This window comes from Mesorhizobium sp. M1329, from assembly GCF_040318035.1.
Classification (GTDB): Bacteria; Pseudomonadota; Alphaproteobacteria; order Rhizobiales; family Rhizobiaceae; genus Mesorhizobium.
Window position 1 is genome coordinate 1 of sequence record NZ_JAMYLN010000026.1, and the last position, 12104, is coordinate 12104.

The 12104-nt window shown below is 63.5% G+C and carries 13 protein-coding genes; 4 read left to right on the forward strand and 9 right to left on the reverse strand.

The annotated features are described in order from the left end of the window. Nucleotides 1-135 precede the first annotated feature (135 nt). Nucleotides 136-543, reverse strand: a complete 408-nt coding sequence (locus tag NKH21_RS23420) for an ACT domain-containing protein (protein ID WP_352669119.1) — start codon at nucleotides 541-543, stop codon at nucleotides 136-138. A 260-nt stretch (nucleotides 544-803) separates the two neighbouring features. On the opposite strand from NKH21_RS23420, the gene NKH21_RS23425 reads away from it, so the two are divergent. Continuing rightward, nucleotides 804-1214, forward strand: a complete 411-nt coding sequence (locus tag NKH21_RS23425) for a DoxX family protein (protein WP_352669033.1) — start codon at nucleotides 804-806, stop codon at nucleotides 1212-1214. 145 nt (nucleotides 1215-1359) lie between these two features. Next, on the forward strand, nucleotides 1360-1623 hold the full coding sequence (locus NKH21_RS23430; RefSeq protein ID WP_352669031.1) for a YMGG-like glycine zipper-containing protein: 264 nt from the start codon (nucleotides 1360-1362) through the stop codon (nucleotides 1621-1623). A gap of 71 nt (nucleotides 1624-1694) precedes the next feature. Here NKH21_RS23430 and rpsP read toward each other — a convergent pair whose 3' ends face one another. From rpsP to NKH21_RS23465, 7 genes are all read right to left on the reverse strand, one after another. Further along, nucleotides 1695-2096, reverse strand: coding sequence for a 30S ribosomal protein S16 (rpsP, locus tag NKH21_RS23435; RefSeq protein ID WP_352669029.1), 402 nt, complete (start codon nucleotides 2094-2096; stop codon nucleotides 1695-1697). 50 nt (nucleotides 2097-2146) lie between these two features. Next, complete coding sequence (locus tag NKH21_RS23440; protein WP_352491671.1) at nucleotides 2147-2473, reverse strand: chorismate mutase; 327 nt, start codon at nucleotides 2471-2473, stop codon at nucleotides 2147-2149. A gap of 7 nt (nucleotides 2474-2480) precedes the next feature. After that, on the reverse strand, nucleotides 2481-4094 hold the full coding sequence (ffh, locus tag NKH21_RS23445) for a signal recognition particle protein (RefSeq protein ID WP_352867800.1): 1614 nt from the start codon (nucleotides 4092-4094) through the stop codon (nucleotides 2481-2483). A 409-nt stretch (nucleotides 4095-4503) separates the two neighbouring features. Next, a complete protein-coding gene (locus NKH21_RS23450) occupies nucleotides 4504-5472 on the reverse strand; it encodes a CPBP family intramembrane glutamic endopeptidase (protein ID WP_352669025.1) in 969 nt (322 codons plus the stop codon). Nucleotides 5473-5619: 147 nt separating this feature from the next. Continuing rightward, the gene (locus tag NKH21_RS23455; RefSeq protein ID WP_352669022.1) at nucleotides 5620-6222 is read right to left on the reverse strand and encodes a DUF1236 domain-containing protein; all 603 of its coding nucleotides are present in this window, start codon (nucleotides 6220-6222) and stop codon (nucleotides 5620-5622) included. A 63-nt stretch (nucleotides 6223-6285) separates the two neighbouring features. Then, complete coding sequence (locus NKH21_RS23460; protein WP_352669020.1) at nucleotides 6286-7380, reverse strand: zinc-binding metallopeptidase family protein; 1095 nt, start codon at nucleotides 7378-7380, stop codon at nucleotides 6286-6288. Nucleotides 7381-7470: 90 nt separating this feature from the next. Continuing rightward, entirely contained in the window at nucleotides 7471-8718 is a 1248-nt protein-coding gene (locus NKH21_RS23465) for a flavin monoamine oxidase family protein (protein ID WP_352867804.1), read from the reverse strand. A 185-nt stretch (nucleotides 8719-8903) separates the two neighbouring features. Here NKH21_RS23465 and NKH21_RS23470 point away from each other — a divergent pair, with 185 nt between their 5' ends. Next, entirely contained in the window at nucleotides 8904-9704 is an 801-nt protein-coding gene (locus NKH21_RS23470; protein WP_352669117.1) for a lytic murein transglycosylase, read from the forward strand. A 323-nt stretch (nucleotides 9705-10027) separates the two neighbouring features. Here the strand turns inward: NKH21_RS23470 and NKH21_RS23475 are convergent, their stop codons facing one another. After that, nucleotides 10028-11251 (reverse strand): argininosuccinate synthase, encoded by a 1224-nt coding sequence (locus NKH21_RS23475; protein WP_352669015.1) that lies wholly within the window; start codon nucleotides 11249-11251, stop codon nucleotides 10028-10030. A 169-nt stretch (nucleotides 11252-11420) separates the two neighbouring features. On the opposite strand from NKH21_RS23475, the gene NKH21_RS23480 reads away from it, so the two are divergent. Further along, nucleotides 11421-12062: a LysE family translocator gene (locus tag NKH21_RS23480; protein WP_352669013.1), complete on the forward strand. Its 642-nt coding sequence runs from the start codon at nucleotides 11421-11423 to the stop codon at nucleotides 12060-12062. Nucleotides 12063-12104 lie beyond the last annotated feature (42 nt).

Here is a 12104-nt window from a genome sequence, read left to right on the forward strand (position 1 = left end):
ATCCGCCGCGGCCCGGCGCGGGGGGGGGCGGGGGTGGGGCGCGGGCGCGCCGCGCGCCGTGTGGGGGGGGTTTTGGGGCCGGCTGGCTTTGGCGCCCCCGCGCCGGCGTCTCAAATAGGCAGCAAGGCGCCGGCGTCACAGCCGGTTCTCCTCCACCAGGTCCAGCAGCAACCCCAGCGCCTCCTCCGCCCGGTCGGCGGGCACGAACAGGTGATCGTGGTAGAAGGCCGAGACCGGATTGACGCCGATGCCGGCCGCGGCCAGTCGCGCGGTGATGGCGGCGAGGAAGCCGACCGCTTCCAGCGACGAATGGACGTTCAGCGTCAGCATCCGGCAGCGGAACACGGTTTTCAGGCCAGCGGCCTTAGCCTGCTCTTCAAGCACGATCAGCGTCATGCCCTCGCGCTCGCGAAATAGCATCACCGGGTGGAGCCTGTCGGGAACGGGCGCATCGGGTGGCAACGTGGTGAAGACATGAACGCCGGCAAGCAATTCCGGCGTCATCGCCGCCAGCAACTGTTTCAGGTCGGTCTCTCCGGCCATCGGTTGCTTTCGTTGTACGATCAGGCGGCGGCTGCCGTCGAGCGCTCGGAAGATTCCCTTGCGGATTTCCAATAACGCTCTCCACCTCACGCCGCAAGGTGGACTTGGCCAGGTTCGTTGCCGGCGGAACTTGCATTTCCGAGGTCGCCGTCCCCCGGAGTGAAAAAGAACTGGAGGCATGTCGGATCGCCGTTATGGGCCGCGTCCTTGGTTCGAGCTGGCGAAGGACCCAGTGCTCACAACGACCGGAGGGAACATCAATGACCATGTCTCAGGCAGCACCCGTCTCACCGCGTGCCCTGTGGGCCGGCCGCGTGCTCAGCGCCGTCATCGTGCTGTTCATGATCTTCGACGGCGTCATCAAGCTGCCGCCGCTCGAAATCGTCACCCAGACCATGATGCAGCTCGGCTGGCCAGCCGATGCCAATGTCTCGCGCATGCTCGGCGTCATTGGATTGGTCTCGACCGTGCTTTACGCGCTGCCGCGCACCTCGGTGCTCGGCGCCATCCTGCTCACCGCCTATCTCGGCGGCGCCGTCGCCACGCATGTGCGTATCGGCAGCCCTTTGTTCTCGCACATACTGTTCGGCGTCTATCTCGGCGCCATCCTCTGGGGTGGCCTGTATCTGCGCGATCCAAGGGTGCGCGCGTTATTCCCGTTCAGCCAATAGCGGCGATTTCGAAAGCCGTTCGATGGTGGCCACGCCGCCAGAGCGGGCGCGATCCGCAGCCGATCTTCTTCTTTGGATCAAATCGCCCGGTTGTGAGTTAGGGGGTGCAGCGGCGAGGACGGCACCCTGTTGGAGAGGAACGACAATGAAAAAGCTGATGATCTTGATGGCCTTGCTGGTGCCGCTCGGTGCCTGCTCCCGTACTGAGCAAGGCGCGGCAGTTGGTGGCCTGGGCGGTGCGGCGATCGGCGCTGCGGTGGCCGGCAACCCAACCAAGGGCGCGGTGATCGGCGGTGCGGCCGGCGCTTTGGCCGGTGCGCTGATCGGCCGTGCCAGCGAAAGCGGCCAGTGCCGTTATCGCGATCGTAATGGTCGTGTGTACGTTGCGAGCTGCCCAGAGGGCTATTGATCGGGCCGCAATCATGCGGATGAACAGCAAAACGGCGGGCAAGGCCCGCCGTTTCGTGTTGTGGAGATGCTTTATTCGGCGCTGGCGGCTTCCGCCTCGGCCGGCGCGGCTGCAGCGGCGGCAACGGCCGCAGCGGCATCTTCCTGCGCCTTCTTCAGCAAGGCTGCGCGCTCCTGCGCCTTCTTGCCGGGCTCGGCCTTCTTCGGGTTGGAGCGGGCGTCGCGCTTGGCGATGCCGGCTTCATCGAGGAAGCGCAGCACGCGGTCGGTCGGCTGAGCGCCATGCGCCAGCCAATGCTTGACGCGCGCGGCGTCGACCTTGACGCGTTCGCCGTCCTTGGGCAGCAGCGGATTCCACGAGCCGAGCGACTCGATGAAACGGCCGTCGCGCGGCGAACGCGCGTCGGCGACGACGACATGGTAATAGGGACGCTTCTTCGAGCCCGCACGGGCCAATCGGATCTTCAGTGGCATTTCTTTTCTCCTAAAAGGTCTAACTTGGTTGATCGGTTGGTGGCTGGTCCTCAGCCGGTTTTTGTCACGCCGTTGGATGCGGCGATCTGCTCGTGATGGCGGATCACTTCGCGGACGACGAAGTTCAGGAATTTCTCCGCGAAATCCGGGTCGAGATGGGCGTCCTTGGCCAGTTGGCGAAGACGGGCGATCTGCTGCTGCTCGCGCGCCGGGTCGGCAGGCGGCAGGCCATGTTCCGCCTTCAGCACGCCGACTGCCTTGGTGCAGCGGAAGCGCTCGGCCAGCATGTGGATCAGCGCAGCGTCGATATTGTCGATCGAGGCGCGATAATTGGCCAGCGCCGCACGCGCATCCGCCATGTCCTTCTCTTCGTTCATGGCGCCCTCACTTCTTCTTGCCGAGGCCAGGCAGCCCGCCACCGCCCGGCAGGCCGGGAAGTTTCATGCCGCCGGGCAGCCCAGGCAGGCCACCGCCACCGGGAAGACCACCGGGCAGGCCCTTCATGCCGCCGAGCCCGGCCGCCTGCGCCTGCTTCTGCAAGGCTTCGAGCTGCTTGGGGTCCATCTTGGAGAGATCCGGCATGCCGCCGCCCATCATGCCGCCTCCGGGACCGCCTGGGCCGCCAGGCATCATGCCGCCGAGCCCCATCTTGGAAGCGAGCCCGCCCATCATGCCGCGCATCAGGCCGCCGCCTTTGCCCTTGCCGCCCATCGCCTTCATCATGTCGGCCATGCCGCGATGCATCTTCAACAGTTTGTTGATTTCGGCAGCGTCGGTGCCCGAGCCGGCGGCGATGCGCTTCTTGCGCGAGTGCTTCAGAATATCGGGGTTGGCGCGCTCGGCCTTGGTCATCGACGAGATGATGGCGAGCTGGCGGCCGAACATCTTGTCGTCGAGACCGGCGGCGGCCATCTGGTCCTTCATCTTGCCCATACCGGGCATCATGCCCATGATGCCGCCCATGCCGCCCATTTTCGACATTTGCTGAAGCTGGCCGGCGAGGTCGTTCAGGTCGAACTTGCCCGATTGCATCTTCCTGGCCATCGCCGCCGCCTGTTCGGCGTCGATGTTCTCGGCTGCTTTTTCGACGAGGCTGACGATGTCGCCCATGCCGAGGATGCGGTCGGCGATGCGCTTGGGGTGGAATTCCTCCAGCGCGTCCATTTTTTCGCCGGTGCCGATCAGCTTGATCGGCTTGCCGGTGACGGCGCGCATCGAGAGCGCCGCACCACCGCGGCCGTCGCCGTCCATGCGGGTCAGCACGAGGCCGGTGATGCCGACGCGCTCGTCGAAGCTTTTTGCCAGATTGACGGCGTCCTGGCCGGTCAGCGAATCGGCGACCAGCAGGATCTCGTGCGGCGACGACATCTTCTTGATGTCGGCCATCTCGACCATCAAGGGCTCGTCGATATGAGTGCGGCCGGCGGTGTCGAGGATGACGACGTCATGGCCGCCAAGCTTGGCCGCCTGCACGGCGCGGCGGGCGATATCGACCGGCGTCTGGCCGGCGACGATCGGCAATGTCGCGACCTTGACCTGCTCGCCGAGCTGGCGGAGCTGCTCTTGCGCGGCGGGACGCCGCGTGTCGAGCGAGGCCATCAAAACCTTCTTGTTTTGACGATCGGTGAGGCGCCTGGCGATCTTGGCCGAGGTCGTCGTCTTGCCGGAACCTTGCAGGCCGACCATCATGATGACGACCGGCGCCGGTGCATTGAGGTCGATGGCGACGCCCTCGGCGCCGAGCATCTCGACCAGCTCGTCATGGACGATCTTGACGACCATCTGGCCGGGCTTGATCGACTTGACCACGGCGGCGCCGACGGCCTTCTCGCGCACCTTGTCGGTGAACGAACGCACCACTTCCAGCGCCACGTCGGCCTCGAGCAACGCACGGCGGACCTCGCGCAGCGCCGCCGAGACATCAGCCTCCGACAAGGCGCCGCGGCCGGTGAGGCCGTTCAGGATGGAGCCAAGGCGCTCTTGTAGGGACTCAAACATTGGTCAACCCGCCGCGCGACAGCGCCTTGGATTCATTTTGATCCCTGTCGGGCCGATGGCCCTCCACGCCTCTTGTGCGTTCCTGTAGCGATTCAAACATTCTTTTTCCTTTTCCCTGGCACCCGGATGATGCCCGAGAGGTAATGCGTTCGCGCCGACTGTCCAAGCAAAAGCCGGTCCGGGCAAAGCCCAAAGCCAAAAAGCACCCGGGGGCGCACAGCGCTGCCGGGTGTTGGCCTCCGGGATCGATTTACAGCACTTCACCTCAAAGAGGTTTCGGCGTCCCGGTCGGTTTGCTCGGAGGAATACTCGTCGCGGAATTCGCGGCGTGTAGACAGGAAATCGGCCGCAGAGTCAAGCTTTGGTCAGCTTTGCGCCAAATATGCCCAGGACGACCAGGCAAGACGCATCAGCGCACGCCGCCGCCGCGCGCCATATCCGGCTCGACCTTCAGTGGTGAACGCGGATGCAAAAGCAGCAGAACGGTCAACAGGCTGCTGACGATCCCTATCGCAGCGATGAGGGCGGCATCTAAAGTCGTCCAGCCGGCGGCTTCCAGCGGCTTGGCGTTGAACAGGGCGAAGGAATTATAGCTTTGCTGGTGCGAAATCAGCAGGAAGCCGGTCAGATTGTTGCCGAGATGGGCCCCGAAGCCGGCACCGAGATTGCCGGTTGCATAGACCAGAAGCGTCAGCAACAGCGCAAAGGCGGCGATCGAGGCCAGCACGCAGGCATTGATCGCAGCGCTCGAACCTGGGCTCCAGTGCAGGGAGGTGAACAGCAATCCCGGCAGCAGCGCCCAGATGAAAGGGTTCTGGAACCGGCTGGCCAAGCCCCTGAGTAGATAACCGCGAAACAGCATCTCCTCCGACGAGGTCTGAAGAAAGGTCAGGGCGGCGATCGGGATCAGGAACAAAAGCCACGAAGACAAGCCGATCGCGCCGCGCGCGATGTCGGGCTGCAAACCATAAAGCAGGATCTCGGAAAGCAGCGAGGTGATCAGCACCGCGGCCAGCCCTTTCAGGAACCCCGACCACGAAATGCGCCGGCTGACGCCAATCAGGGCGGTCAGCTTCTCGCGATGGATCCAGCGCATGGCAGCCCAAAGACCGAGCCAGATTCCGGCAAATGAAGCCAACGCCGCGAGGATGCCCGCCGGAGAGGCCATGAAATCCTGCACCGCTCCTCCACCTGGCGGGGCGGTGCCAGATGATGCCTGCCAAACGGCAAAGGCATAGGTGCCGCCGAACAGCACGGCGGCAGTGGTTCCGAGCCAGAACAAGATGACGACCGCCGTTCCAAGCAGAAGCCGCGGCAAAGTGGTCTTGTTGTTGGCGGTGTGCCGGTACTGTTGGAAGGCGGTTGGGTCGATCGTCACGCGGGCTCGCTGGCGGGTGCTTCGGCTCGCAAGGTCTAGAACATCGGTCCCAATGTGGAAACCGGTATTGCAGCGGCAACACCGGTCTGTGGCAATGTCGGGAGTGCGAGCGGCCGCCATTACAGGGCGACCGCCCTGTTTGTATCGTCAGCGCACGACGTACACGATACGCCGGCTGCCCGGATCGACCAGTGCCGGCTGGCCGTTCACATAGACGTAGCGGTAATCATAGTCCGGAATCTCGCGCAGCTCGACGGTGTCAGGCAAGGTCGCGCCCGTCACCACCTCGCCCTCGAGATAGACCGGATCGAGCCGATGCGTACGGACATAGGTACGGATCTCGGCCGGCGGTCTCCGGATAGGCTCGATCGCCTCGCCGGCGACGATCGCTCCGGTATAGCTGTCGGAATATTCGACGCTATCGGCGGGCGGCGTCACGATGGCAATGTCGGCGCTGGCCGGACGCTGTGTCAGGACCACACGGCTGCCGCCGAAATCGGCCGTCACATAGTCGGAATAGACCCAGCCCTGGCCGTTGGCCTCGGCGATGGTGCACCATTTGCTGTTGGCGATGCAGCCGTCGAGCGTCGCCGACTGGCCGGCCGCGAGCACGCCGATCACCGGATATTGCGGGCCGGGGCCGGCGCGTACATTGAGATCAGTGATGGCCGAGACGGCGGTGTCGGCCAAAGCAGAGCCCGACATCGCCATGAGCGCTCCGGCCACCGCCGGAAACAATTTGCGTTTCATGGTCTTCTCTCCGTTTCACAGTCCCTTGGGACGGAAAACGAAGCAAAGCCGCATGCGTTCCGGCTAAAAGGCTTCCGCCGGCTCACGATTTGTTCCAGTCGTTTTCGGCAGGTCGGTCAAAAGCTGGTGAACAAAAGCAAGTTTTTGCGCCGCCACGTCCGAGATGACGAAGGGATAGAGATCGGGCAGGCCCATGCAGCGGTTGATCGAGTTGGACGCCTCCGACAGCACCAGCCAGCGGTCGAGAATCCTTTCGAAAGGCTCCGGCCTGGCGGCGGGTTCCGATGGTGCCGGCTGCAGCTTGCCGCCGGTATCGGTGCGCGGCAGCTCGTTGGTTTCAACGGTTTCCAGCCGGCCGAGCGGGAAATTCAGGGCATGCACCATCTCCAGCGTGTCGGTGATGTGCATGTGATGCGCCCATGTCTCGGCCCAGTCCTCCCATGGGTGCGACGTCGCATAGGCCGAGATATGGCGCTGCTGCCAGTCGGGCGGCGCGCCATCGGCATAATAGGTCTTGAGCGCCTGTTCGTAGTCGGCGCGCTCGTCGCCGAACAAGGCGCGAAAACCGGCAAGCTTTTGCGGATCGCCGCGTATCAGGCGGTCCCAATAGTAATGGCCGAGCTCGTGGCGGAAATGGCCGAGCAGCGTGCGGTAGTTCTCGCCCATCTCGACGCGCCGCCGCTCGCGCTCAGCCGAATCCGCCTCGGCGACGTTGAGCGTGATCCGGCCGTTGTCGTGGCCGGTCAGGATACGCTCGCCGCCGGGACCGCCGCCGATCGGATCGGCAAGAAAATCGAAAGCGAGGCCGATCTCGTCGCCAACGTCCTGCTTGGGTGCGATCGGCAGGCCGAAGGCGAGCAGCGAATACACGGCACGCTTCTTTGCCGCCTCGACACGGATCCAGCGGCGGCGGTTGCCGTCGACCGACAGATCCGGGATCAGTTGGTTCAGCGCACAGGCGCGGCAGAAGGCGTGGCCGGGCTCCGCCATCCAGTTGCAGGCGCATTCGTCGGCATTGGTGCAATGGAAGACGTCTGCGCCGGACAGCGCGAAGCGCGCATGCTCGGGATCGTAGAGCACGAGGCTGGCGCAGTTCAGGCATTGCGCGTTCTCGAAATAGAGACGGTGGCCGCAATGCGGGCAGTCGAAAAGCTTCATTGGCGTCTCAAATCATTCGAAATGCGGAGGACGATACGAGCAGGAGAAGGCCAAACGCCTGTCAGCTGCCCACGTTCCTGCCGGCAGATGCTATTTTGCCGCAAGGTGGGCGACGACCTCCTTGGCCACTGCCTCGCCCGACAATCTGGCGCCGCCGCAGGTCTGCATCAGCGGACCGGCCAAATGCTCGCCGGCGAAGAAGATCTTTTCCGCCACCGGCTGCATCAAAGTGGCGCGCGCTTGCGAGCGGCCGGGACGCGCCGCCGCATAGGCGCCGCGCACGAACCGCTCAGCGCCCCAATTGGTCATCATTGCGCGTCCGACATGCTTTCGTATGTCGCCGCCAAAGATGCCGCAGAGCCGGTCGACGACGAAGTCGATGCCGGCCGCCTCGCCCGCCGCCGATATCTCCCAAGCGAAATCGCCGCCGACGAAACCGACCATCAGATCGAGGTCGAAAGGAAAGCAGAGGAAGTAGATGTCGTGCCGGGCCAACCGCTCGATCAGCAAATCGTCGAACGGCTCCAGGCCGAGCCTGGTACCGGATATTTCCACCGGCAGCTTGGTCAGCATGCCCATCGGCAGGTCGAAGAAGGCAGCGAAATGCGCATCGGGGAGTGCAGGCGAGAACGCGATCTCCTCGAAGGCGAGCACTGCCGGCGAGGCGGTGACGATGGCCGCATTGGCGCGGATGGTACCGCGATCGGTGACGCAGGCCACGCCCCGCTCATCCCAGACGATCTTGCGCACAGGCGTCGACAGTTCCACCGGCACATCGGCACCGAAGCGGGCAACCAGCGTACCGAAGCCTTCCCTGGTGAAATAGTTCGGATCGAGATCGGCGGCGGCCTGAAAGTCGCGGATCGATATCTCGTCTTCGTCGGCGCCGAAATCCATCGGCCCGGCGAAGGTTGCGGCGGCGCGCGGCGCCTGTCCCTTGGCGAGCAATGCCGAAAGACGGTCGTCGTCGCCTTCCCTCACCTGATGTGCCGCCACGGGCTCGAACAGCCTTGCGTCGGCCACCTTCATCGCGGCCTCTTCGGCTTCGCTTGCCTTTCGCTCGCGGTAATAGAGATGATCGACATTCATGTCGTGGTGATGAAGTGTCCAGGCGGCGGCCTTCGCCTCGGGAAAGTAGGGATTGCGGTCCGCGGCATGCAGCCAGGCGCAGCCGATGTCGAACGGCACGCCGAAATGCTGGTCGCTGGTCCAGGCGCGGCCGCCAATGCGGTTCATCGCTTCCAACAATTTGAAGGAAAAACCGGCGGCGCGCAGGGTCTTGGCAGCCGAAAGCCCGGCTGAACCGGCGCCGATGATCACGACATCAACGTCTTCCATGCTTATTCTGTCCCCGCCACAATAATTACTTGATCGTAGGCAAATTCCCGGGCGTCCGCCAGTGTGGTGGATTTGAAGTTCCTGCTGTATTGAGTGCATCGGCGCAGCGCCGGGACAGTGACAAGCAGGTGTTTCGCTGGCAAATTCGCAATTGGGAACATGATTCAGGCAACCAGGAGAGCAGCATGGCATTTCTTGCCAAGGGGAAGATGTTTGTAGTGGCCACGGTGGTGGCGGTGCTTGCGCTGGCGACGAGCGCGCAGGCGGCGGCCAGTTGCGGCAAAAACGGCGCCGGCTTCGAGGCGTGGAAACCGGAGTTTGCCGCGGAGGCGAAGGCCGACGGTGTCGGCTCGAAGGGTCTGGCCGCTCTGGCTCGCGCAACCTACGCGACAAAGACGATCTCCGTCGACCGCGCCATCCATAAGGCTTTCAGCGGCTCGGTGGAAGCTTTCATGAAGCGCCGTGGCGCGTCCGCGATCATTGCCAGGGGCCGTGCGCTGAAGAAGGCCAATGCCGCGCTGTTCGACAAGATCGAACAGAATTACGGCGTGTCGCCGGGTGTGTTGCTCGCCATCTGGGGCATGGAGACCGGCTTCGGTTCCGCCATGGGCAACCAGAATACGGTCTCCGCCATTTTAACGCTGGCCTATGACTGCCGCCGTCCGGAATTCTTCTACCCTCATGCCATTGCAGCCCTGAAGCTGGTTGATCGCGGAGCGCTGAGCGCCTCGTCGGTCGGTGCCGCGCATGGCGAGATTGGCCACACGCAGTTCCTGCCCGGAAATGTTTTGACATATGGCGTAGGCAACAAAAATCTGCGCGACAAGGCCACTGCGTTGGCTTCTACCGCCAACTTCCTCAAGGGTCATGGTTGGCGGCCGGGTGCCAGCGCGCAGGCGAATATCGGCGCAATTGCCGGCTGGAATTCGGCGAGCGTCTATCAACAGGCCATCGCCCGCATGGCCACGGCGATCGATGCCGACTGACAGGGACCTCCAGAGCTTTGTCTTAACGCAATTCCGGACGGAAAACCGTTTCACACTTTTCCTGGAATTGCTCTATTCGACAGAAAGCCCGGCCAAGCGCCGGGCTTTCTATTTCACGTGGAGCGCGTAGGAGCAGCCGGCGAGCACCTTGCCGGGACGTGAATCAACGGTTGAGACATTGAGCGTGACGCGCGTGCGCCGCGTCGCTTCGCTCCTTGCTCCGCCCTGGGATGACGAAGTGAGAGGTGGCCTGTGGCTAATCGCCAGCGTGGAGAGGGCGGATGCCAGTCAAAGAGCCAAATCCCTCGGTGCGGAGGAACAGGCTAGCCTTTACGACTACGCGCCGCCAGCGTGCGCAGCCTGAGCGCGTTGAGGCGGATGAAGCCTTCGGCGTCCTTCTGATCGTAGGCGCCGCGGTCGTCCTCGAAAGTGACCAGCGCATCGGAATAGAGCGTCTTCCTCGACTTGCGGCCGGTGACAATTACGTTGCCCTTGTAGAGCTTCAGCCGCACGGTGCCTTCGACGTCTTCCTGGCTCTTGTCGATCATCGCCTGCAGCATCAGCCGCTCGGGCGCGAACCAGAAGCCGTTATAGATCAGCTCGGCGTAGCGCGGCATGAACTCGTCCTTGAGATGGGCGGCTCCGCGGTCGAGCGTGATCGATTCGATCGCCCGGTGGGCTGATATCAGGATGGTGCCGCCGGGGGTCTCGTAGACGCCGCGCGATTTCATGCCGACGAAACGGTTCTCGACCAGATCGAGCCTGCCAATGCCGTTGTCGCGGCCGAGATCGTTCAGCGCCGCCAGCATCGTTGCAGGCGACAGTTTCTTGCCGTTGAGCGCAACCGGGTCGCCCTTGAGGAATTCGATCTCGATCTCGGTGACCTCATCGGGCGCATCCATCGGCGAGATGGTGCGCTGGTGGACGAATTCGGGCGGCTCGCTCCACGGGTCTTCCAGCACCTTGCCCTCGGAGGAGGAGTGCAGCAGGTTGGCATCGACCGAGAAAGGCGCATCGCCCTTCTTGTCCTTCGGCACCGGGATCTGGTGCTGCTCGGCGAAATTGATGAGATCGGTGCGCGACTTGAACGACCAATCGCGCCAGGGCGCGATGACCTTGATGTCGGGATTGAGTGCATAGGCCGACAGCTCGAAACGCACCTGGTCGTTGCCCTTGCCGGTGGCGCCATGGGCGATCGCATCGGCGCCGGTCTCCCTGGCGATCTCGACAAGATGTTTCGAGATCAGTGGCCGGGCGATCGAGGTGCCGAGCAGATACGTGCCTTCATAGACAGCGTTGGCGCGGAACATCGGGAAGACGAAATCGGATACGAACTCCTCGCGGACATCGACGATGCGGATATCCTTGATGCCCATCATCTCGGCCTTGCGCCTGGCCGGCTCCAGTTCGCCACCCTGGCCGAGATCGGCGGTGAAGGTGACGACCTCGGCGCCGAGCTCGGTCTGCAGCCATTTCAGGATGATCGAGGTATCAAGGCCGCCGGAATAGGCGAGCACGACTTTCTTGACGGCTTTTGCTTTCGACATGGTGGGCGGTTCCGCGACAGGGGTTCTTCGCGGGCGAGGTATCACGGCGTTTTAGGCCAGCGCAAGGGACGAACGATGCCTGGACCAGATGCTGTATCGCCCAGAGGCTGGCGAGAATACGGCTCTTGCGGTATGGCTGCGCCGTCTTTTTGCCGCACCGAGACGAGCCATGTCCTTCATCCCCGACAGTACGACGCTTATCCAGTTCTCCATCGCCACCTTCATCCTGGCGATCACGCCTGGGCCTGATATGACGCTGTTCGTGTCGCGCACGCTGAGCCAGGGCCGCGCCACCGGCTTTGCCTCAATGGCCGGCGCCTTGTGCGGCACGCTGATCCACACCACGCTGGTGGTGGTCGGCGTCTCGGCGCTGATCGTCGCCTCGCCGATGGCGTTCTTCGTGCTGAAAATTTTCGGCGCCGGGTACCTGGTCTTCCTGGCATGGCAGGCGATCACAAAAGGGTCGGCGTTTTCGCCGGAGAAGAAGAGCGGGCCGAGAATCTCGCTGTTCCGCAGCTGGGCGGCTGGGCTCGGGGTCAATCTCCTCAACCCGAAGATCATCCTGTTTTTCATGACCTTCCTGCCGCAATTCGTCTCCGCGCATGATCCCAACGCGCCGGGAAAGCTGTTCTTCCTCGGCGCGATGTTCGTCGTGCTGGCGATCCCGGTGACGGCGCCGATGGTGCTGGCGGCGGAAAAGTTCTCGGCCGCGATGAAATCCAGCCCGCGCGTGACGCGCGTCGTCGACTATCTCTTTGCCGGAGTTTTTTCGGCCTTCGCGCTCAAGATCCTGTCGGCCCAGGCGAAATAGGGCGCATTCCTGCTTGACCATGCTCTTTTCCGAAAAACCGGC

Bases quoted from the DNA above. Each gene is read 5' to 3' on its own strand.
- NKH21_RS23420 (WP_352669119.1), bottom strand. From the start codon at position 543: ATGGCCGGAGAGACCGACCTGAAACAGTTGCTGGCGGCGATGACGCCG.
- NKH21_RS23425 (WP_352669033.1), top strand. From the start codon at position 804: ATGACCATGTCTCAGGCAGCACCCGTCTCACCGCGTGCCCTGTGGGCC.
- NKH21_RS23430 (WP_352669031.1), top strand. From the start codon at position 1,360: ATGAAAAAGCTGATGATCTTGATGGCCTTGCTGGTGCCGCTCGGTGCC.
- rpsP (WP_352669029.1), bottom strand. From the start codon at position 2,096: ATGCCACTGAAGATCCGATTGGCCCGTGCGGGCTCGAAGAAGCGTCCC.
- NKH21_RS23440 (WP_352491671.1), bottom strand. From the start codon at position 2,473: ATGAACGAAGAGAAGGACATGGCGGATGCGCGTGCGGCGCTGGCCAAT.
- ffh (WP_352867800.1), bottom strand. From the start codon at position 4,094: ATGTTTGAGTCCCTACAAGAGCGCCTTGGCTCCATCCTGAACGGCCTC.
- NKH21_RS23455 (WP_352669022.1), bottom strand. From the start codon at position 6,222: ATGAAACGCAAATTGTTTCCGGCGGTGGCCGGAGCGCTCATGGCGATG.
- NKH21_RS23460 (WP_352669020.1), bottom strand. From the start codon at position 7,380: ATGAAGCTTTTCGACTGCCCGCATTGCGGCCACCGTCTCTATTTCGAG.
- NKH21_RS23465 (WP_352867804.1), bottom strand. From the start codon at position 8,718: ATGGAAGACGTTGATGTCGTGATCATCGGCGCCGGTTCAGCCGGGCTT.
- NKH21_RS23470 (WP_352669117.1), top strand. From the start codon at position 8,904: ATGGCATTTCTTGCCAAGGGGAAGATGTTTGTAGTGGCCACGGTGGTG.
- NKH21_RS23475 (WP_352669015.1), bottom strand. From the start codon at position 11,251: ATGTCGAAAGCAAAAGCCGTCAAGAAAGTCGTGCTCGCCTATTCCGGC.
- NKH21_RS23480 (WP_352669013.1), top strand. From the start codon at position 11,421: ATGTCCTTCATCCCCGACAGTACGACGCTTATCCAGTTCTCCATCGCC.